We start from the raw sequence: 20,184 nt of genomic DNA, 5'->3' as shown, positions 1-20,184 counted from the left end.
TTGTGCCGTCCGGGTGTCCGGGCGGCACACTGCACAGAGGTACATCCGTACGCGTCATCCGTACGCGTCCACACAGACAGGTAGGTCATGGCCGCTCACAACCGCCGCATGTCCGGCAAGAAGGGCGCGCAGGTCGGCAGTGGCGGCCAGCGGCGCAGGGGTCTCGAAGGCAAGGGCCCCACCCCGCCCGCCGAAGCGCGCAAGGGACACAAGAAGAACCGCATCGCCGGCGCCAAGGCCAAGCAGATCGTGCGCAAGCCCTCGCCGCGCGGCGGCCGGGGCGGCAAGGGCACGTCCGAGATGGTCGTCGGGCGCAACTCCGTCGTCGAGGCGCTGCGCGAGGGCGTGCCCGCGACGATGCTGTACGTCCAGCAGTTCATCGACAACGACGAGCGGGTGCGCGAGGCGCTCAAGCTCGCCGCGGACCGCGGTGGCATCCACCTCATGGAGGCGCCCCGCCCCGAGCTGGACCGCATGACCAACGGCCTCAACCACCAGGGGCTCGTCCTGCAGGTCCCGCCGTACGAGTACGCGCATCCGGAGGACCTCACGGCCGCCGCGTACGACGAGGGTGCGCAGCCGCTGATCGTCGCGCTCGACGGGGTGACGGACCCGCGCAACCTCGGGGCCGTCGTGCGGTCCGTCTCCGCGTTCGGCGGACACGGGGTGGTCGTGCCGGAGCGGCGCGCCGCCGGCATGAGCGCCGGTGCCTGGAAGACGTCGGCCGGCGCCGCGGCCCGTACGCCCGTCGCCCGCGCCTCCAACCTGACGCGGGCCCTGGAGGCCTACAAGAAGGCCGGGCTCGTCGTGGTCGGTCTGGCCGCGGACGGGGAGGCCGAGGTCGGTGACCTGGAGGCGCTCGGCGGTCCCGTCGTCATCGTGATCGGCAGTGAGGGCAAGGGACTGTCCCGGCTGGTGGGGGAGACCTGCGACTTCCGGGTGCGGATCCCCATGCCGGGCGGGACGGAGTCGCTCAACGCGGGCGTGGCCGCGGGCGTCGTGCTGTACGAGGCGGCTCGGCGCCGGGCCTGAACGGGTGCGGCCGCGGCCCTGACGAGGCGTCCTCCGGGCCCTGTTTGATCTTGACGGGGTCCGGACAGATCGGGGCGGTCAAAGCAGTGTCCTAAGTACATGTCACTCGGTTAGATGAGTGTGGACACCAGAACACCCCGCACACCCACGGGGGACCACTCGTCGGGGTTCGACGACGTTCCCGCGCTGAACATGGTGAAGGTGCCGAGCGATCCGGCGCAGGTCATCGTCAACCATGCGAGCTTCCGCGTGCAGTTGGGCGCCGCGCCCCGGGCCCGGGCGGCGCACGCCGGGCGGCACCTGGGTGCCGGCGACGGCACCACGCGCGTGCCCGTCGCCGCAACCGCCGCCGGGGCCGCCGCGGGCGCCCGCCGCCGCGCGCCCGTCGTCTGGAGCGGGAAGTCCGCCCCCGACGACACGGGCGCCACCCGGCTGTTGCAGGCCGCGCGCAGCACGAGCCTGCGGCACGGCGACGGGGAACCGGCGGGCGAAGGCGGCTCGACCCAGGTCATCCCGCGCGTCGGCGGCGACGGCTCCGCCGGGTTCGACGTCGACGCCACCGTCGAGACCCCGGCCGTCCCCGGCCCCGGGACCCGCATCCTGCCGCAGCAGCTGCGCAGCACGGGCAGCGCCTACGAAGAGCTCGACGAACGCCCGTACGCGGACGGCGGGTTCGAGGACAGCCCCTACGACGACGAGTACGACGACGCGTACCAGGACGAGGACGGCGGCGCGTCCAAGCGGCACGGCGCCGCCCCCGTCCGGCACGGGTACTACCCCGGCCGCCGGATGAACCTCGGCGTCGTCCTGCTCCCGATGCGCGTCTTCCTCGGCTTCATCTCCATCTACGCCGGCATGGGCAAACTCTGCGACCCCGTCTACTTCGACGGCGGCAAGCGCGGCTCCATGGTCAAGTGGCTCAACTCGCTGCACCCCTGGGAACTGGCCGAGCCGCTGCGCGAGTTCGCGCTCCAGCACCCCGTCGGCGCCGGACTCCTCATCGCCTTCTTCCAGGTGATCGTCGGCGTCCTCACCGTCCTCGGCCTGTGGCAGCGGGTCGCGGCCGTGGTCGGCGCCCTGCTGTCGGCCGCGCTGCTGCTCACCGTCAGCTGGAAGTCCGTCCCCGCCTACGACGCGCCCGACATCATCTACCTGGCCGCCTGGTCGCCGCTGATCATCGCGGGCGCCCCCGTCTACTCCGTCGACGGGCGCCTCGCGGGCGAGGCCTGGCGCACGCTCGGGCCGCGTACCGAGATCTGGGAGCTGCGCCGGCGCGTACTGCGCCGTGGCGCGCTCGTCGCGGCCGTCGTCGTCGGACTCACACTGCTCATCGGTTCGTTGCTCGGCGGCGCCGTCCGCGACTCCGACCGCGTGGTCGTCCCCGGCCCGGGCGAGGCCCCGCGCAACGAACTGCCCGGCTCGCCGCTCCCGGAGGAGCCCGGCGCACGCCGCGACAGGCAGAGCCCGTCGGCGTCGTCCGACGCGCCCACCAAGGGCGCGACCCCGGCGAGCCCGTCGGAGGCCGCGACCTCGCCCGGTGCGGCGGCCCGCGAAACGGCCGGCGCGGGTGCCGGCCGGCCCAGCCAGACGCAGGGCTCCGGTCAGGCACCGCCCCAGCAGCAACAGCAGCCGGCACCGCCGCCGCAGGCGCCCAGCACCACCGCGGGGCCGTCCTCCACGGGCGGCAGCGGTGCGGGCGGCAGCACCGGTACCGGCGGTGGCACGGGCACCGGTGGCGGCACGGGCGGCTCCGGCGGCTCCGGGGGCTCCGGAGGTTCCGGCGGCGGCTCCGGGCTCGTGGGCGGCCTGCTGCACTGAGCCCCGTACGCAGCCGTCGGGCGCTGTCACGCCGATGGGGCCCCGCACCACTCAGGTGCGGGGCCCCATCGGCGTACGGACGGATGCGAGGTCTGCGGGCGGGTGCGGGACATCCGGGCGGGTGCGTAGTACGCGGGTGGCGGCGGGTCCCAACGGCCCGGGGACCTCAACGGCCCAGGAACCTCAACGGCCCGGGGACCTCAACGCTCCAGGAACCTGAACGGCCCAGGAACCTCAACGGCCCAGGGCCGCCAGCTCCTTGGCCGCCTCCGTGAGGTCCTTCGCGGTGTCGATGGCGCGCCAGTAGGCGCCCTGCGGGATCGGGTAGCCGGCCAGGCGGCGCTCGCGGGCCAGGCGCGGGAACGTCGAGCGCTCGTGGTCACCGAGGGCCGGCAGCAGGTCGGCGAACCCGGGGGAGAACACGTACACGCCGGCGTTGATGCCGTGGGTGGTGGGCGGGGCCTCGATGAAGTCCGTGATGCGCCCGAAGTCGTCGGTCTGGACGGCGCCCCACGGGAGACGGGGGCGGGCCAGCGCGAGGGTCGCCACCGCGTCGCGCTCGGTGTGGAAGTCCGCCATCTCGCGCAGCGAGAAACGGGTCCAGATGTCACCGTTGGTCGCGTACCAGGGGCGGTCGGGGTGGGGCAGGTGTTTGGCGGCGTACTTGAGACCGCCGCCACGGCCCAGGGGCTCCGACTCGACCACGGTGGTCACGGAGACGGGCAGGTCCGCCGACTCCAGCCATTCCTGGAGGACTTCGGCGAGATGACCGCAGGAGACGACGACATCGGTGACGCCCTCCTCGGCGAGCCAGGCCAGCTGGTGGCCGATGATCGGGGTCCCGGTGCCGGGGATCTCGACCATCGGCTTGGGTCGGTCGTCGGTGTAGGGACGCAGCCTTGAGCCCTGGCCGCCGGCCAGGACGACGGCTTGGACGGGACGCGACGCTGCGTTCGGATCGGTCATGCCCGAACTTTACGTCGCGCTCCGCGGGATCGGCCGTCGGGGTTTGTGCGGGGCACGGCCGGTGCGTGTCCGCGGGCCGGTGGGAGCCGGCCGCGCCGTTCCCCGCGCCCCCACACGGGCTCAGGTGAGCTGGGCTGCCACGCCCGTGGCGAAGGACGTGTCGCAGACCGGGCGGGCGAACGACTGGGCCCGGACCGGACCGTAGGCGCGGACCGCCGCGCGGCCCAGGGCACGGGCGATGGACGCGCAGTGCCTGCCGAGGGACGGACGGTCGTTCACCGCTTCCTGGAGATGGGTCAGGGCGACCCCCGGACTCTTCTCCTTGAGCTCCACCAGGAGCCGGTCGCGGAGCACGTCCTGCGGGGTGCGGGACGTGGCGCGCCGGGAGACCTCCTCGGAGGAGGCGGCGAGTGCCGATGTCGAGGAGTCGTTCCCCGACCAGCTGACCCGGGTGACCGCGAGCGTCCCGGACAGCACCAGGACGACGGGCAGAACGAAGGCGAGGGTACGGCCGATCCGGCGGGCCGGACCGCGGCCGTGTCGTGTCGGTCGGTCGGCGGAGCCGCGGCCGTGTCGCGTCGAGTGGTTAGTGGAGTGCTTCACGCGAGTGAGGGTAGCGCGGGGTGATGATTTGGCGACATTTAGTAATCAGTTCGGGGGACGGGGCGTTGCCCTTTTTTGAGTTTGATGTTGACGAACAGCAGTCGAAACGACCGGTATGCCGGGGTATTTGTCGACAACGAAGAGGGCCCCGCAGGTGTCTGCGGGGCCCTCTTCGTCAACTCGGGTGAATTCTCCGGGATTCTCCCGGCCGGGCGGGAGAGTTGCGGATCAGTCGGTGAGGCGCTCGCCGGTGGAGGTCGAGAACACGTGGGTCTCGCCCGCGCGCGGCACGACGTGCAGCGTGGCGCCCTTGTCCGGGACCGCGCGGCCGCTGACGCGGACGACCAGGTCCTTGGTCTCGTCGCCGAGCTTGGCGCTGCCGTAGACGTAGCCGTCGGCGCCGAGTTCCTCCACGACGTTCACGGTGACGGCGAGGCCGGCCGGGGCGTCCGCGGTCTCCTTCGACAGGGACGCCGCGGCGCCGCCGTTGTGCTCGACGATGTCGAAGTGCTCGGGGCGGACGCCGACCGTGACCGTGCGGTCACCCTTGTCGGAGGCGGCCTTGAGGGCCTCGCGGTTGACGGGCACCACGCTGTTGCCGAACTTCACGCCGCCGTCGGTGATCGGGACCTCGACGAGGTTCATCGCGGGGGAGCCGATGAAGCCGGCGACGAAGAGGTTCTTCGGACGGTCGTACATGTTGCGCGGCGAGTCGACCTGCTGGAGCAGACCGTCCTTGAGGACCGCCACGCGGTCACCCATCGTCATGGCCTCGACCTGGTCGTGGGTGACGTACACGGTGGTGATGCCGAGGCGGCGCTGCAGCGACGCGATCTGCGTACGGGTCGAGACGCGGAGCTTGGCGTCGAGGTTCGACAGCGGCTCGTCCATGAGGAACACCTGGGGCTCACGCACGATGGCGCGGCCCATGGCGACACGCTGGCGCTGACCGCCGGAGAGCGCCTTCGGCTTGCGGGCCAGGTAGTCGGTGAGGTCGAGGATCTTCGCCGCGTCCTCGACCTTCTGGCGGATCTCGGCCTTGTTGACGCCGGCGATCTTGAGCGCGAAGCCCATGTTGTCCGCGACCGTCATGTGCGGGTACAGCGCGTAGTTCTGGAACACCATGGCGATGTCCCGGTCCTTGGGCGGCAGGTGCGTGACGTCGCGGTCACCGATGTGGATCGATCCGCCGTTGACGTCCTCGAGACCCGCGAGCATGCGCAGGGAGGTGGACTTTCCGCAGCCGGAGGGACCGACGAGGACGAGGAACTCGCCGTCCGCGACGTCGAGCTCGAGCTGGTCGACGGCGGGCTTGTCGCCACCCGGGTAGATGCGGGTCGCCTTGTTGAACGAGACAGTGGCCATGGTGAGGGCCCCCTTCACCGGCAGGAACGTGCCGGACGATCCGTTGTAAAGGTGGTGTACCGCCACGGAATGATCCGTAGTGGTGTAGTCCACATGAGCGGACAGGATCGAGACGCTACCCCGCGTTCATACGTTCTGTCAGTACTCGGTGGGGAATGAAGTCCGGGGAAATTCTCGCCGGAGCACCACGGTGACGTGGGTACACTGCTTCGGGCGTGCCCGCGGGTACGCGCGGCACACCCGTGTGCAGGCCTCCTTAGCTCAGTCCGGCCAGAGCAACGCACTTGTAATGCGTAGGTCGTCGGTTCGAATCCGACAGGGGGCTCTCTCAAGTGGTTTCTCAGGCCCAGGTCACTCGGTGGCCTGGGTTTTCTGTGCCGGGATGCCGGCCGCCCGGGCGATCACCCCGGCCGTGCGCAGGCCCTCCCGGTGGGCCCGGCCGGAGTGGGCGGGGCGGCAGCGGCCCCATTCCGGGGAGTACTCGGCCATGACCGCGCCCGGGTGGTCCGTGGCGAGCTCCGTGAGGGGGGCCGTGCGGCCGCAGGAGGCCAGGACGCGCTGGAACTCGCCCGCGTTGGCGAAGTCGCACACCGTGTCCTGCGTGCCGTGCACCAGGTGGATCGGCAGCGGCGGGGCGGTGGCGCAGACGTCCATCGGGGAGGGCAGGCCGAGCAGCGGCTCGGGCTGGTTGTAGCGGGCGGAGACGCCGACCACGGCGGCCGGGCGCCAGCCCTCCGGCGGGTCGGGGCGCAGGGCGGTGGCCATGGCGGCGCGCCCGCCCAGGGACCAGCCGACGAGGACGACCTCCGCCGGGTCCCGTACGAAGTCCCAGGTGAAGCGGAGGGACGCGGCGAGCTGGGGGCGGCCGCCGTCGGGGGCGTCGGGGTGCCAGTCGGGGACTATGACGGTGGCGCCGAGGCGGGCGACCTCCGCGGCGAGGGCACCGAGGACGTCGCGTTCGGCGGGGCCGCGGCCGTGCCACAGCAGGACCGTCGGGGCGTCCGGGGCGGCGGCGCGATGGATGTCGAGGAGCTGGCCGTCGGACGAGTAGCGGACGGTGTCCATGACTGCGGTGCTCATGGGGTTCCCCTGTCTCTCAGCGGCCCGCGACCCGGTCGGCGATGCGCGCGATCCGGGACGACTGTGCGGCGTGGGTGGTGAGTTCGCGGCGGTCGGCGGCTCGATACGTCGCGTACATGCCGTGTACCCCGAGCCAGCGGAAAGGCTCGGGTTCCCACTTGCGGACCTTGTGTTCGACCCACGGGAGGGAGGTGAGGCCGGTTTCGCCCGACTGGCCCGAGTCCCGCTGGACCAGGTCCCGCAGGGTGCGGGCGGCGAGGTTGGCCGTGGCGACCCCGGAGCCGACGTAGCCGCCGGCCCAGCCGAGGCCGGTGGAGCGGTCCAGGGTGACCGAGGCGCACCAGTCGCGCGGTACGCCGAGGACGCCGGACCAGGCGTGTGCCACGGCGACGTCCGGGAGCTGGGGGAAGAGGCGGACGAGGAGTTCGCGCAGCGCCCGGACCGTCGACGGCTGCGTACGGCCGTCGTTGTCCGTGCGGGAGCCGTAGCGGTAGGGGACGCCGCGGCCGCCGAGCGCGATGCGGCCGTCGGCGGTGCGCTGGGCGTACATGTAGGCGTGCGCCATGTCGCCGAGGGTCTCGCGGCCCTCCCAGCCGACGGACTCCCACTGGGCGGGGGTCAGCGGCTCGGTGGCGATCATCGAGGAGTTCATGGGGAGCCAGGTGCGCCGGTGGCCCTTCAGGGAGGCGGTGAAGCCCTCCGTGCAGCGCAGTACGTACGGTGCGCGGACCGTTCCGTACGGGGTGACGGCGTGCTTGGGCCTGATCTCGGTGACGGGTGTCGACTCGTGGATGGTGACGCCGAGCGCCTCGACGGCCGCCGCGAGGCCCTTGAGCAGTTTGACCGGGTGCAGGCGGGCGCCGTGCGGGGTCCAGGTGGAGCCGGCGGCGTCCGCGACGCGGACGCGCTCGGCGGTCTCGCGGGCCCCGTACAGCTCACGGTCCTTCTCGCCGTACGAGAGTTCCGTCTCGTGGAAGGCCTTGAGGCGGGCCAGCTGGGCGGGTGTGTACGCGACTTCGAGGACGCCGCCGCGGTGGATGTCGGCCTCGATGCCCTCCTCCTCGGTGACCCTGACGACCTCGGCGACGGTGGCGTTCATGGCCTGCTGGAGGTGTACGGCGGCCTCGTGGCCGTGCAGGCGCGCGTAGCGGTCGCGGCCCGCGATGCCGTTGTAGAGCCAGCCGCCGTTGCGGCCGGAGGCGCCGTAGCCGCAGAACTTCTGCTCCAGGACGGTGATGCGCAGGAAGGGGGCGGCCTTTTTGAGGTAGTACGCGGTCCACAGGCCGGTGTAGCCGCCGCCGACGATCACCACGTCGGCGCTCGCGTCACCCGCGAGGGGCTCGCGGGGGGAGGGGAGACCCTCCTGGACGTACCAGAACGATATGCCGCCGTTGACGACGGCGCGGGGTGCGTCCGCTGCGGCCGGTGCCTGTGATGCGTGGGGCGCGGGGGGTGTGCGGTCGTCCGTACCGGACGCGCTGTCCGCGGTGCCCGCGTTGCCCGCGTTCTCCGTGCTGCTCATGCGCGGGACGTTAGCTTCTCGGGGTGGTGGGTGTCTCCTTCGGATTCCGTGGTGACGGGCAGGACGGGGTGGCGATGACGGGGTACGGGCGGCTGCTGGAGCGGGGCGGGCGGTTCCTCGGGCGGTGGGGGCTGCGGCAGGAGGGCGCGCCGATGCGCGGGCAGGTCTCGGTCGTGCTGCCGGTGGTGTGCCGTGACGGGACGCGGGCCGCGCTGAAACTGCAGGACATCGACGGGGAGACGGCCGGCGAGGGGCTCGCGTTGCGGACCTGGGACGGCGACGGGGTCGTACGGCTGCTGGACGAGGACGCGGAGACCGGCACGTTGCTGCTGGAACGGCTCGACGAGGACCGGCCGTTGTCCGGTGTACCGGATGTGATGAAGGCGACGGAGGTACTGGCCGGGCTGCTGGCACGGATCACGGCCGCGCCGGCGCCGGCGGGGCTGCGGCGGCTGGACGGCATCGTGGCGGGCATGTTCGAGCGGCTGCCGGCGGCGTCGGCGTCCCTGGCGTCGGACGAGGACCGGCGGCTGCTGGCGGACTGCGCGGCGGCCCTGCGGGAGGTTGCGGGGGAGCCCGGGGACCGGTTGCTGCACTGGGACCTCCATTTCGGCAACGTCCTGGCGGGCGGGCGTGAGCCGTGGCTCGTCATCGACCCGAAGCCGCTCGCCGGGGACCCCTGCTTCGAGCTGCTGCCGGCGCTCTGGGACCGGTTCGACGAGGGTGCGTCGGCGCGCCGCTTCGACCTGCTGACGGAGGCGTTGGGCGTGGACCGGGACCGGGCGCGCGCCTGGACGCTGGGGCGGGTGCTGCAGAACTCGCTGTGGCACGCGGCGCAGGGGGAGGAACTGGACGCCGGGCAGGTGGCCGTCGCGCAGGTGATGCTGGGGCGCTGAACGACAGAGCCTAGGGTTCCAGGACCACTTTTCCTGTGGTCGCCCTTGTTTCCAGGGCCCGGTGGGCGGTGGCCGCCGCGTGGAGGGGGAAGCGGTGGAGCGCGGGGGTGAGGCTGCCCTCCGCCGCCGCCGCGAGGGCGCGCAGTTCCAGGGTGCGGATCGGGTTCGGGCCGCCCGCCCGCTGCATCATCACGGGGCCCAGGACCTGCCGGGACAGGCCTTCGACGAGGTACGGGGCGCCCGGGCCGTCGTGCGGGCCCGCGCTCGACCAGCCGAAGACGAGGTGGCTGCCGCCGGGGCGGGCGAGCAGGGCGACCGCCTCGCGGGCCGTGTCGCCGCCCACGCCGTCGAGGACGACCGTGGCCCGGCGGTCGCCGAGGAACCGCCGCACCCGGTCCGGCCAGCCCGGGTCCGTGCGGTCGACGGCCAGGTCGGCGCCGTTCTCCTCGACCAGCGCCGTCTTCGCGGGGCCGCCCGCCAGGCCGATCACGGTGGCGCCCGCGTTCTTCGCGTACTGCACGAGGAGCGTGCCGATGCCGCCCGCCGCGGCCGGTACGACGGCCACGGAGTGAGGGGTGAGGTCGGCGAACTGGACGATCCCCATCGCGGTGCGGCCCGTCCCGATCATCGCGACCGCCTGGGCGGGGTCGAGGTTCGCGGGGATCTCGTGGAGGCGGTCCACGTCCGTGACGGCGAGTTCGGCGTAGCCGCCCGGTCGCAGGCCCAGGTGGGCCACCACGCGCTTGCCGAGCCATCGGGCGGCGACGCCCTCGCCGAGGGACTCGACGGTGCCGGCGACCTCCCTGCCGGGGATCGTGGGGAGGGCGGGGAGCGCCGGGAGCGGGCCCTTGGCGCCGGACCGGATCGCGGTGTCCAGGAGGTGCACGCCGGCCGCGGCGACCGTTATGCGGACCTGGCCGGGGGCGGGGCGGGGGGCGTCCGTCCGCTCGTGGACGAGGGTTTCGGGCGGGCCGAAGGTGTGGTGGCGGACGGCGTGCATGGTGGGCGTGGCCGGCACGGGGGCTCCCTGGGGGTCGTGGCGCGTGGTGGTGGCGCGGTGTGGTGGTTCCCAGGGTTCGACCTCGAGCTTGCTTGAGGTCAAGTGCTGCGGGGCGTTGTCAGTGGGTGGGTGCAGGATGAGGGGATGGTGAGCAGAGCGGCGAGGACGGGCGCGGGCGCGGCGGCGGGGGTCAAGGGGGCGCGGCGGCCCGAGGTGCGGTTGCCGGAGCTCGAGCCGTTCGGAGGCGGCGAGCTGGAGCCGGACGGGGACTACGACGGGCTGCGGTTCACCGAGGTGGACTTCGTGGGGCAGGACGGCGGGGGTGCGCGGTTCATGGACTGCGCGCTGACGGGGTGCGCGGTCGACGAGGCGCGGCTGCACCATGTGCGGGTGCTGGACTCCGTGCTGACCGGGCTGCGGGGGGTGGGGACGGACTTCGGGTCGGCGACCTTCCGGGACGTGGAGGTCGTCGACGCCCGGCTGGGCGGGGTGCAGTTGCACGGGGCCGTGCTGGAGCGGGTGGTCTTTCGCGGGGGGAAGATCGACTATCTGAATCTTCGGGAGGCCCGGATCCGGGACGTGGTGTTCGAGGGGTGCGTGCTCGTCGAGCCGGACTTCGGGGGCGCGCGGTTGGAGCGGGTGGAGTTCGTCGACTGTGTGCTGAAGGGGGCGGACTTCAGCGGGGTGACGCTGACGGACGTGGATCTGCGGCGGGCGGCCGAGGTGGGGTTCGCGCGGGGCGTCGACCGGTTGGCGGGGGCCGTGATCAGTCCCGCGCAGTTGCTGGACCTGGCGGGGGTGTTCGCCGCGGAGGTGGGGGTCCGGGTGGTGGGGACGGACGTGTGATGTCCCCTCGCGCCGGTCCGGCCGGTCAGGGCAGCCTGGGGAAGCGGGCCTGGAGGTTCCAGATCGCCGGGTTGTCGCCGAGCGCCTCGTGGAGGTCGGTCAGGTCCGCCAGGACGTCGTGGAGGAAGTCCCGGGCCTCGCGGCGCAGTTCGGTGTGGGAGAAGGTGAGCGGGGGCTCGTCCGGGTGCATCCAGTCGGACTCGATGTCGACCCAGCCGAAGCGGCGCTCGAAGAGCATACGGTCGGTGGACTCGGTGAAGTCCAGTTCGGCCCGCTGCGGGCGGGACGCCCTGCTGCCCAGCGGATCCTGGTCGAGTTGCTCGACGATGTCGCACAGGGCCCAGGCGAAGTCGAGCACCGGCACCCATCCCCAGGCCGTGGACAGTTCCCGGTCCGCCTTCGTGTCGGCGAGGTAGACGTCCCCGCAGAACAGGTCGTGGCGCAGGGCGTGGACGTCCGCACGGCGGTAGTCGGTCTGCGGGGGGTCCGGGAAGCCGGAGGAGAGGGCGTAGCCGATGTCGAGCACGTGGGTGATGGTGTCACGCCGCTCTAGGATCGCCGTCATGCCCCGGTCTGTCGCCCTCGGTCCTGTCGCCGTTCTGCTCGCGTGTGTGCTGATCGGCTGCGACGGGGGTGTGAAGGGGGCCGCGGGGGCCTCCGGGGTGCGTGATCCGTACTTTCCGAAGCTGGGGAACGGGGGGTACGACGTCACCCACTACGGGCTCACCCTCGACTACCGGCCCGCGGGGCGGAAGCTGGTGGGGAAGGCGGTCGTCGCGGCGCGGGCCGGGAGCGACCTCAGCGCGTTCGACCTCGATCTGAAGGGGATGGAGGTCGAGTCCGTCGAGGTGGACGGGAAGCCCGCCCGGTTCAACCGCAGTGGTGACCACGAGCTGGTCGTGCGTCCGCGGGACGACCTGGACGAGGGGGCCTCCTTCACCACCGTGGTCCGCTACGCGGGGTCGCCCGCGACCATCACCGACCCCGACGGGTCCGAGGAGGGCTGGCTGCCGACCGCGGACGGAGCCCTCGCGCTGGGCGAGCCCACCGGGGCCATGGCCTGGTTCCCCGGGAACCATCACCCGGGCGACAAGGCCACGTACGACATCACCGTCTCGGTGCCCGAGGGACTGCGAGTCGTTTCCAACGGGGAGTTGGCGCGGGAGACGGTGAAGGAGGGGCGGGCCGTCTTCGCCTGGCACGTGGGGGAGCCGATGGCCTCGTACGTGGCGACGGTCGCGGTGGGGAAGTTCGCCGTCCGTCGCTCGGAGGGGAAGGGCGGGGTGCCCGTGTACGCGGCCGTCGATCCGACGCAGGTGGCGGACAGCGAGGAGGTGCTCGACCGCATTCCCGAGATCGTGGAGTGGGGCTCGCGCACCTTCGGGGCGTACCCCTTCTCGTCGGTGGGGGCGATCGTGGAGCGGGAGGACGATGCGGGGTACGCCCTCGAGACCCAGAACCGGCCGGTGTTTCCCGGTGCGCCCGGCGTCGGACTCCTCCTTCACGAACTGGTCCACCAGTGGTACGGGAACTCCGTCACCCCCGAGTCGTGGCGTGACATGTGGCTGAACGAGGGCTTCGCCACGTATGCCGAGTGGTTGTGGGCCGAGGAGCACGGCGGGGACTCGGCCCAGGAGGTCTTCGATCTGCTGTACGCGGGCGACTACTTCGACAAGAAGAGCGACAACGACGCCGTCTGGGCCTTTCCGCCCGCCCGGCCGCCGAGCGCCGCGCGCATTTCCGACAGTCCCGTGTACGAGCGGGGCGCGATGGTGCTGCACAGGATCCGGCAGACGGTCGGCGACGAGGTGTTCCGGGGGATCCTGCGGGGGTGGGCCGCCGCCCACCGGCACGGCAACGCGGACACCGGTGACTTCACCGCCTTCGTGGAGGCGAAGGCGCCGGGCGCGGACTTCTCGGAGATCTGGGACGAGTGGCTGTACGGGGAGGGGAAGCCGGACAGGTCCTAGGACGTTTCTTCCGGATCGGCCCGGCCTTGGGGCAGGCTCTTGCTCCGAGCCCGGCCGCAGGACCTTGCTCCAGCCCGGCGCGGGCCCTAGCGATCCTTGCGCAGGACCTTGCGCAGCACCGCGCAGGGGCGGCCCAGCCGGCGGTCCTCGCGGTGGCCGATCGTCTCGTAGCCGAGCGTCGTCCAGAAGGCGAAGGCGCCGGGGTTGTCGTCCAGGGCGGCCAGGCGTACGGCGTCCCGGCCCGCCGCGCGGAAGCGGTCCTCGATGCGTGCCGCCAGCGCGCGTCCGTGGCCCTTGCCCTGCTGGGCCGCGTCCACCAGCAGCAGGCCGATCCAGGGGTCCGGGTCGGCCGGGTCGGGATGGTGCGCGAGGGTGATCGCGACCGCGACGAGCACTCCGGCGCTGCGGGCCCCCAGGACCTCCACGTCCGGGTTGGCCAGCTCGTCCGCCAGCGCCTTCGCCACCTGCTCCGGACGGATGTCGTGCGGGTCGGGGAAGTCGCCGCTCAGGGAGTAGAACGCGTGGTTCGACGCGTAGAGCGCGGTGAGTTCCGTGAGGAGGGGGCCCGGCAGATCGTGGTCGGGGGTGAGGGCGAGCGGTTCGAGGATCACGCGGGCAGGTTAGGGCACCTCGGCGTGACGAGGGGCCAGGGCGTGACGAGGGGCCAGGGCGTGACGAGGGGCCCGGGCATGACGAGGGGCCCCGGTCGGCCGTGGCCGGGCCGGGGCCCCTCGGGTGTCGTGCGCTTCGGGATCAGACGTTGACGCCGAAGTCCTTCGCGATGCCCGTGAGACCGGACGCGTAGCCCTGGCCGACCGCGCGGAACTTCCACTCCGCGCCGTTGCGGTACAGCTCGCCGAAGACCATGGCCGTCTCCGTGGCCGCGTCCTCCGAGAGGTCGTAGCGGGCGAGCTCGGCGCCGCCGGCCTGGTTCACGATGCGGATGTACGCGTTGCGGACCTGGCCGAAGTTCTGCGAGCGGGTCTCCGCGTCGTAGATGGAGACCGGGAAGACGATCTTGTCGATGTCGGCCGGGAGACCGGCCAGGTTGACGTTGATCGCCTCGTCGTCGCCCGCGCCCTCGCCCGTCCGGTTGTCGCCCGTGTGGACGATCGTCTGGTCCGGGGTCTGCTTGTTGTTGAAGAAGATGAAGTGGGCGTCCGAGTAGACCTTGCCCTCGGGGTTGACCGCGATGGCCGAGGCGTCCAGGTCGAAGTCGGTTCCCGTGGTGGAGCGGACGTCCCAGCCGAGGCCCACGGTGACGGCGGTCAGGCCCGGAGCCTCCTTGGTGAGCGAGACGTTGCCACCCTTGGACAGGCTTACAGCCATTGTTGGGAGTCCTTCCCTCGTTTATGTACGTACGGGTCGTGCGGTGCTGCGCGTCGGGCTTCGTACGGGACGAAGCTACCGCCAACCCTAAGAACGCCTGTGGGGGTCCCCAGGGTTCCGCTCCTCTTTACTTTCTTTACCTGCCGGGCGGGAGAGCGGGCCCGCGCCCGGCCCCGCCCCTTGCCCCTGCCTCGACCCCGCCTTGAAAAGCGGGTGACGTGGGCCGGACGGACAGGGGACCATGGGCGCATGTCCGGTCCCTACGTCATCCGCGGCTCCGTCTCACTGCCCGAGGCCGAGCTCATGTGGCGTTTCTCGCGCTCCTCCGGGCCGGGTGGCCAGCACGTCAACACGACGGATTCACAGGTCGAGCTGCGTTTCGACCTCGCGAAGACGGAGTCGCTGCCGCCGGTGTGGAAGGAGCGGGCGCTCGCCCGGCTCGCCGACCGGCTGGTCGACGGGGTGGTGTCCGTGCGCGCCTCCGAGCACCGGTCCCAGTGGCGCAACCGGGAGACGGCCGCCGTGCGGCTCGCCTCCCTGCTCGCCGAGGCCAGCGCGCCGCCGCCGCGGCCCCGCCGGGCCACCCGCATTCCGCGCGGGATCAATGAGCGCCGGCTGCGTGAGAAGAAGCAGCGGGGCGATACGAAGCGTGGCCGTTCCGGCCGCGATTGGGGATGAGCGCCGGGGAATGAGGCCGAGAGGGCGGCTCTGCCCGGCCCCGGCTTCTCCGCTTTCGGCCGCACGGGACGCGGCTCCCTCGGCACGTACGGATTTCTGACGCCGGAAGAAAAGGCCGGCAGGAAGACCGGCGGGAAGGCTGGCGGGAAGGCCGAAGAAAGCAGAGCCGGCCCCGGCGGTAGTTTTTGTGACTTCCCCGGTTTCCTTCGGTGAACCGGAAGTGCGGGAGCGCCCGTGCCGTGCCGCCCCGCCGGGCGGGCCCGCGCCCCCTCGGGCGCCGCGCCGGTCAGGGCGCGCCCCGCTTCACAGTCGTACACGCTCGGGACCGGCGCGCGGACCCGGCGCCGCGGCTAGCCCAGCCGCCGGTAACGGCCCCGGAAGTACGTGAGCGGGCCGCCGTCCGCGCCCGGCAGGGAGGACGTCAGGACCCGGCCGATCACCAGGGTGTGGTCGCCCGCCGTCACCCGCTGCTCGGTGCGGCATTCCAGGGTCGCGAGGGCGCCGTCCAGCAGCGGGGCGCCGGACGCCTTCCCGGTGACGTACGGCACGTCGGCGAAGAGGAGGCGGTCCGAGATGCGGTTCTTCATGGCGAAGCGGCTCGCGACGGAGCTCTGGTCCTCGGAGAGGAAGGAGACCGCCCACAGCGGCTGCTCGTCGAGCAGGTCGTCCATCCGGGAGCCCTCGCGCAGGCCGACGAGTACCAGCGGCGGGTCCAGGGACACGGACATGAACGAGGTCGCCGTCATGCCGACGTCGTCGCCGCGCGGGCCGTCCGGGTCGGTCTGCGGGTCGTGCGCGGTCACCAGGACCACTCCGGCCGCCAGCCGGGACAGGGCGGCGCGGAACTCGTCGTTGCTCACCCCCTCAGCATGCACGGACGGGGCGGGAGGAGCGGCATGGGAAGTGTTCGGCACGGGAAGACGCTATTCTCCGCCAACGTCCGCCACATCCGACCAACGCCCGAAACGGGTCCTAGGACTGGAGAAGGAGTGTGACTCAGATCTCCTACCAGGCGCGCGCACATGTTCCACAAATTTGCGTTCAGTAAACGCACCGCGAAAGTGCCGAAACTGCACTCAATTGTTCATCTTCCTCTGTGACTTGAGTCACAGGCGCCATAATTTGTTGACCCTGTGTACCGAGTGGGCAGCGCGCTGTGATTCAGTAACGGGGAAGTAAGCCGGGAGAGAACTCTGGAGTTGCTGTCGAGGTCTCGAGGGGAGGGCGAGTGGAGACCGACGAGTCGGAGCCGTATGTCCAACTTGCGAGCCTGCGGCAGCTGCACCGGGTGATGGCCGACATGAACAAGGCGCGCAGCCTCGCCCTCACGCTGCAGACCGTCGCCGACGGCGTCGTGAACGGCCTCGGTTACGAACTGGCCTGCGTCAACCTCGTCCAGCCCGACGGCGACCTCGTCGTCGCCGCCCTCGCCGGGAACTCCGCCGCCGAGGCGCTCATCGCCGGCCGGGTGGGCTCCCGCGCCTCCTGGGAGCGCCGGCTCACCATGGGGGAGGCGTGGGGCGACCTGCGCTTCATACCGCACACCGAGGGCTGGGTCCTCGACGAGGACGACGTCCCGCAGTGGTACACCGACGGGCCCGAACCGCGCTTCGAGGACGAGTGGCACCCCGCCGACCGTCTCTTCGCCCCGATGTACACCCCGGGCGTGCCAGGTGTGTCCTACGGCGAGCTGATAGGTGTCCTGTCCGTGGACCGTCCGCGCAACGGACGGCACCCCGGCGCGTGGGGCCGCGAGGCCCTGCAGATGTACGCGTTCCAGGCCGCCATAGCCATCAGCAACGCGCGCCTGCGGGCCAACATGCAGCGCGCGCTGGTCCGCCTGGAGCGCGAGCAGCAGGCGCTGCGCGCCAGTGAGGAAAGCTTCCGCCAGGCCTTCGAGTACGCGCCGTCCGGCATGGCCGTCGCCGAGATGGGCGGCGACCAGCACGGCCGGATCCTGCGGACGAACGACGCGCTGTGCCGGCTCCTGGGCCGCCCCGCCTCCTCGATGCGCCGCTACGCCTTCTCCGACCTCGTGCACCCCGAGGACATCGGGACCCTGCTCAGGACCTCCGCCGAGGGCGGCCGCACCGAGCTGCGGCTCTGTCGCCGCGACGGTACGTACGTGTGGGTGTCGCTGCGCAACAGCGTGGTCGCGGACGCCGCCGACGGGCCGCGCTTCCTGCTCACGCACGTCGAGGACATCGAGGAGCGCAAGCGCCGCGAGCTGCAGCTCGCCCACCGCGCCTCGCACGACTCGCTCACCGGGCTGCCGAACTCCGCGGAGCTGCGCTCCCGGCTCGCCGCCCGGCTGTGCGCGCGCCCCACGGCGACGGAACCCGGCGTGGTCGACATGATCGACGCGGCGTACGGGGAGGTGGTCGCCGCGCGCAACGCGGGCAGGCAGTACGACGCGAACGGCCGGTACGACGTGAACGGGCACGGCTTCGACTACCGGTCGGCCCCGGACGCGTTCGACGCGTACGACCACCATGTGCACACCGTCACACCCGAGGGCAAGCGCGACGACGGCACGAAGGGACTCGCGGTCCTCTTCTGCGACCTGGACGGCTTCAAGTCGATCAACGACCGCTTCGGGCACAACGCCGGCGACTCCGTGCTGATCGAGGTGGCCCGCCGGCTCAGCGGCGCCGTGCGGGACGGGGACACGGTCGCCCGGCTCGGCGGCGACGAGTTCGTGGTGCTCGCCGACGGCCTCGGACGGGCCGACGCGGAGGACCTCGCGGTGCGGCTGCGCAACGAGATAATCCAGCCCATCAGGGTCGACGGCCGGGCCATGCGCGTGGGCGCCAGCTTCGGGATCGGGTGGGCGCACTGCGGCATGACGGCGGACGAGGTCCTGCAGTCGGCCGACGAGCGGATGTACGTAGAGAAACGGTCTCGTCCCAAAGCGCACAGGCGTGCGGGCTGATCCGCAGGTCAGCGGGTTCGTGCGAGCTGAGTCACCCGTTCGGGGCAGCGGGACCGGGTAGGCTCGCCTTTCGATCCCCCGTACCGCATCTGTACCGCACCCGCTAGGAGACCAAGGGATGACGCCCGGCAGCAACGGCGCGAGCACGCCCGAGGACGACGACCCGTTCGGCTATCTGTACGAGGACGGGAAGGCCGCAGGAGCCCAGCCGCCGAGCGGCGGTGGCGGCTACGGCTACCCCGGCTCGGTCAACCGGGTGCGTCCGGTCGGTGAGCGCAAGTACGGCCAGGCCGCCGCCGCGCCCACCGCGCAGTACGGGCAGGCGCCGCAGCAGCAGAGCACGTACGGGCAGCCGACCGCGAGCTACTCCGCGGCGCCGGAGAGCTTCTCCGGCGGCGCCACCGCGACCCACCAGTCGGACGCCGGCAGCCGGCACGGCGGTGGCGGCCGGGGCCGCGGGCCCAACACCAGGGGACTGCTGATCGGCGCCGTCGCCGTGGTCGCGGCCGTGGTGATCGGCATCGGGATCGTGATGCTCGGCGGTGACTCGGACGACGACAAGAGCGGCGACGACACCGCGGGGCCGACCGCGTCGGCCGGCCGGAGCGCCGAGCCGAGCAAGTCCTCCACCAAGGAGGCCGCGGAGCCGGACGAGCTCCCCGAGATCGACGCGAAGTCCCTGAAACTGGGCGCCGGTGTGAGCACCGCCTCGGACGTCGAGGGCGCGAGCGCGGACGGCGGCCTCTACGTGACCGGCCTGAACCAGGTGGGCGCCGAGGTCACCTGGACCGTCAACGGCATCCCGGAGTCCGGCACGTACACCGTCTTCACGCGGTACAGCGTCGCCGGCAAGGACGCCAAGATGACGCTCACCGTGAACGGCAAGGAGTTCGGCACGAAGCTGAATCTCGGCAACTTCACGGGCGCCAAGGAGAACGAGTGGGAGAAGGGCTGGACGGAGACCTACTCCTGGCCCACCCTCACCAAGGGCACGAACACGATCTCCATCTCCTGCCAACAGGGCGACGACTGCGACGTCCTCCTGGACCAGCTGAGGCTGAAGGCGGGCCAGGTCAAGGACTGACGCCGTCCCGCGGGCGCCCCGCGAGGGGCGCGGGGAACAGCGCGCGGAGCGCGATCCCCGGGCCGATCCAAAAGAAACGCCCTAGGCCGCGGCGGTCTCCCGTGTCACGCGGACCCGCCCCAGCAGTTCCTCGTACACGTCCCGGTCGAACTCCCCGGCGACCGGTGCCGACACCGTCGCCGCGGACAGCGCGACGGCCCGCTCCAGCCGCTCGGGCCACGGCAGCCGCTCCACCAGCCCCGACAGCAGCCCCGCCACCGCGGAGTCGCCGGCCCCCGTCGGATTGCCCCGCACCGGACGGGGCGGGGCGGCCCGCCAGTCCCCGTCGGGCGTCCGCGCGAGCAGCCCCTCGGCGCCGAGCGAGGCCACCACCGCGTGGGCGCCCCGGCGGCGGGCGTCACGGGTGGCCTGCGCCGGATCGCGCGCCCCGGTCAGCTCGGCCAGTTCGTCCGCGTTCGGCTTCACGACGTCGGGCCGCGCCGCGATCCCCCGCCGCAACGGCTCCCCGCTCGTGTCGAGCAGCACCGGCACCGCCAGCGCCCGTGCGGTGCGCACCAGCTGGGCGTACGCCCCGACCGGTACCCCGGGCGGCAGGCTGCCGCACAGGGCCACCGCCGAGGAGGACCGCAGCAGCACCTCGTACGCCTCCTGGAAGGCGGCCCACTCGCGGGGCGTGATCTGCGGGCCGGGCTCGTTGAGCTGGGTCGTGTCACCGGTCGCCGTGTCGACGACCGCGATCGTGCGGCGGCTGGCACCGCTCACCGGGACCAGCGCGTCGACGACCCCCGGCGCGTGTGCGAGCCGCTCCCGCAGGGCGCGCCCGGTGGCGCCGCCCACGAATCCCGTCACCGACACCTCGTGGCCGAGGGCCGCCAGTACCCGGGCCACGTTCAGCCCCTTGCCGCCGGGCCGTTCGGTCACCTCGGTGACCCGGTGGGACGTGTGCGGGCGCAGCCCCCGTACGCGGTACGTGATGTCGAGAGCGGTGTTGAGCGTGACCGTCAGGATCACCTGGGCCGGCCTCCCCCGATGTGAACGCGCCCACCGGGCGCGCCTGTCTGGT

Annotated in this window: 19 protein-coding genes and 1 tRNA gene; 9 read left to right on the top strand and 11 right to left on the bottom strand. The window is 72.4% G+C overall.

What is annotated here, in order from left to right:
• Nucleotides 1-87: 87 nt before the first annotated feature.
• A complete protein-coding gene (gene rlmB / locus QFZ75_RS17560) occupies nucleotides 88-1,032 on the top strand; it encodes a 23S rRNA (guanosine(2251)-2'-O)-methyltransferase RlmB (protein WP_307538042.1) in 945 nt (314 codons plus the stop codon).
• Nucleotides 1,033-1,146: 114 nt separating this feature from the next.
• On the top strand, nucleotides 1,147-2,850 hold the full coding sequence (locus tag QFZ75_RS17555; RefSeq protein WP_307538040.1) for a DoxX family protein: 1,704 nt from the start codon (nucleotides 1,147-1,149) through the stop codon (nucleotides 2,848-2,850).
• 234 nt (nucleotides 2,851-3,084) lie between these two features.
• On the opposite strand, the gene QFZ75_RS17550 is transcribed toward QFZ75_RS17555, so the two are convergent.
• From QFZ75_RS17550 to QFZ75_RS17540, 3 genes are all read right to left on the bottom strand, one after another.
• Nucleotides 3,085-3,816, bottom strand: a complete 732-nt coding sequence (locus QFZ75_RS17550) for a nucleotidyltransferase family protein (protein WP_307538039.1) — start codon at nucleotides 3,814-3,816, stop codon at nucleotides 3,085-3,087.
• 120 nt (nucleotides 3,817-3,936) lie between these two features.
• Complete coding sequence (locus QFZ75_RS17545) at nucleotides 3,937-4,419, bottom strand: hypothetical protein (protein WP_307538038.1); 483 nt, start codon at nucleotides 4,417-4,419, stop codon at nucleotides 3,937-3,939.
• Nucleotides 4,420-4,647: 228 nt separating this feature from the next.
• The gene (locus QFZ75_RS17540) at nucleotides 4,648-5,784 is read right to left on the bottom strand and encodes an ABC transporter ATP-binding protein (RefSeq protein ID WP_307544575.1); all 1,137 of its coding nucleotides are present in this window, start codon (nucleotides 5,782-5,784) and stop codon (nucleotides 4,648-4,650) included.
• Between the two features lie 250 nt (nucleotides 5,785-6,034).
• Here QFZ75_RS17540 and QFZ75_RS17535 point away from each other — a divergent pair.
• Nucleotides 6,035-6,109 (top strand) — tRNA-Thr (locus QFZ75_RS17535).
• Nucleotides 6,110-6,135: 26 nt separating this feature from the next.
• On the opposite strand, the gene QFZ75_RS17530 is transcribed toward QFZ75_RS17535, so the two are convergent.
• Together QFZ75_RS17530 and QFZ75_RS17525 are read right to left on the bottom strand one after the other, a co-directional pair.
• Complete coding sequence (locus QFZ75_RS17530; protein ID WP_307538036.1) at nucleotides 6,136-6,864, bottom strand: alpha/beta hydrolase; 729 nt, start codon at nucleotides 6,862-6,864, stop codon at nucleotides 6,136-6,138.
• 16 nt (nucleotides 6,865-6,880) lie between these two features.
• The gene (locus QFZ75_RS17525) at nucleotides 6,881-8,386 is read right to left on the bottom strand and encodes an FAD-binding oxidoreductase (RefSeq protein ID WP_307538035.1); all 1,506 of its coding nucleotides are present in this window, start codon (nucleotides 8,384-8,386) and stop codon (nucleotides 6,881-6,883) included.
• Nucleotides 8,387-8,460: 74 nt separating this feature from the next.
• Between QFZ75_RS17525 and QFZ75_RS17520 the strand changes: the two genes are divergently transcribed.
• Nucleotides 8,461-9,282, top strand: a complete 822-nt coding sequence (locus QFZ75_RS17520) for an aminoglycoside phosphotransferase family protein (RefSeq protein ID WP_307544573.1) — start codon at nucleotides 8,461-8,463, stop codon at nucleotides 9,280-9,282.
• Between the two features lie 10 nt (nucleotides 9,283-9,292).
• Here the strand turns inward: QFZ75_RS17520 and QFZ75_RS17515 are convergent, their stop codons facing one another.
• Nucleotides 9,293-10,282: a zinc-binding dehydrogenase gene (locus QFZ75_RS17515; RefSeq protein WP_307544571.1), complete on the bottom strand. Its 990-nt coding sequence runs from the start codon at nucleotides 10,280-10,282 to the stop codon at nucleotides 9,293-9,295.
• 144 nt (nucleotides 10,283-10,426) lie between these two features.
• Here QFZ75_RS17515 and QFZ75_RS17510 point away from each other — a divergent pair, with 144 nt between their 5' ends.
• Nucleotides 10,427-11,128: a pentapeptide repeat-containing protein gene (locus QFZ75_RS17510; RefSeq protein ID WP_307538033.1), complete on the top strand. Its 702-nt coding sequence runs from the start codon at nucleotides 10,427-10,429 to the stop codon at nucleotides 11,126-11,128.
• 25 nt (nucleotides 11,129-11,153) lie between these two features.
• On the opposite strand, the gene QFZ75_RS17505 is transcribed toward QFZ75_RS17510, so the two are convergent.
• Nucleotides 11,154-11,654, bottom strand: a complete 501-nt coding sequence (locus QFZ75_RS17505; RefSeq protein ID WP_307544569.1) for a hypothetical protein — start codon at nucleotides 11,652-11,654, stop codon at nucleotides 11,154-11,156.
• 37 nt (nucleotides 11,655-11,691) lie between these two features.
• Here QFZ75_RS17505 and QFZ75_RS17500 point away from each other — a divergent pair, with 37 nt between their 5' ends.
• Nucleotides 11,692-13,098 carry a M1 family metallopeptidase gene (locus tag QFZ75_RS17500; RefSeq protein ID WP_307538031.1) on the top strand — a complete coding sequence of 469 codons (1,407 nt, stop codon included), beginning with the start codon at nucleotides 11,692-11,694 and terminating at the stop codon, nucleotides 13,096-13,098.
• 86 nt (nucleotides 13,099-13,184) lie between these two features.
• Here the strand turns inward: QFZ75_RS17500 and QFZ75_RS17495 are convergent, their stop codons facing one another.
• Both QFZ75_RS17495 and QFZ75_RS17490 read right to left on the bottom strand, forming a co-directional pair.
• Nucleotides 13,185-13,709 (bottom strand): N-acetyltransferase, encoded by a 525-nt coding sequence (locus QFZ75_RS17495; protein WP_307538029.1) that lies wholly within the window; start codon nucleotides 13,707-13,709, stop codon nucleotides 13,185-13,187.
• A 142-nt stretch (nucleotides 13,710-13,851) separates the two neighbouring features.
• Entirely contained in the window at nucleotides 13,852-14,427 is a 576-nt protein-coding gene (locus tag QFZ75_RS17490) for a TerD family protein (protein ID WP_307538027.1), read from the bottom strand.
• Between the two features lie 249 nt (nucleotides 14,428-14,676).
• Here QFZ75_RS17490 and arfB point away from each other — a divergent pair, with 249 nt between their 5' ends.
• The gene (gene arfB / locus QFZ75_RS17485) at nucleotides 14,677-15,105 is read left to right on the top strand and encodes an alternative ribosome rescue aminoacyl-tRNA hydrolase ArfB (protein ID WP_307538025.1); all 429 of its coding nucleotides are present in this window, start codon (nucleotides 14,677-14,679) and stop codon (nucleotides 15,103-15,105) included.
• A 350-nt stretch (nucleotides 15,106-15,455) separates the two neighbouring features.
• Here the strand turns inward: arfB and QFZ75_RS17480 are convergent, their stop codons facing one another.
• Complete coding sequence (locus tag QFZ75_RS17480; RefSeq protein WP_307538023.1) at nucleotides 15,456-16,019, bottom strand: flavin reductase family protein; 564 nt, start codon at nucleotides 16,017-16,019, stop codon at nucleotides 15,456-15,458.
• 314 nt (nucleotides 16,020-16,333) lie between these two features.
• On the opposite strand from QFZ75_RS17480, the gene cdgB reads away from it, so the two are divergent.
• Entirely contained in the window at nucleotides 16,334-18,037 is a 1,704-nt protein-coding gene (gene cdgB, locus QFZ75_RS17475) for a diguanylate cyclase CdgB (RefSeq protein WP_307538022.1), read from the top strand.
• 118 nt (nucleotides 18,038-18,155) lie between these two features.
• Nucleotides 18,156-19,121 (top strand): carbohydrate-binding protein, encoded by a 966-nt coding sequence (locus QFZ75_RS17470; RefSeq protein ID WP_307538019.1) that lies wholly within the window; start codon nucleotides 18,156-18,158, stop codon nucleotides 19,119-19,121.
• Nucleotides 19,122-19,202: 81 nt separating this feature from the next.
• On the opposite strand, the gene QFZ75_RS17465 is transcribed toward QFZ75_RS17470, so the two are convergent.
• Nucleotides 19,203-20,132 (bottom strand): 1-phosphofructokinase family hexose kinase, encoded by a 930-nt coding sequence (locus tag QFZ75_RS17465; protein WP_307538017.1) that lies wholly within the window; start codon nucleotides 20,130-20,132, stop codon nucleotides 19,203-19,205.
• Between the last annotated feature and the right edge of the window lie 52 nt (nucleotides 20,133-20,184).

Origin of the sequence: Streptomyces sp. V3I8 (genome assembly GCF_030817535.1) — a bacterium.
In the GTDB taxonomy this organism is placed as follows: domain Bacteria; phylum Actinomycetota; class Actinomycetes; order Streptomycetales; family Streptomycetaceae; genus Streptomyces.
The sequence above is the reverse complement of the archived record's forward strand: the minus strand, read 5'-3'. Positions and strand labels throughout refer to the sequence as shown.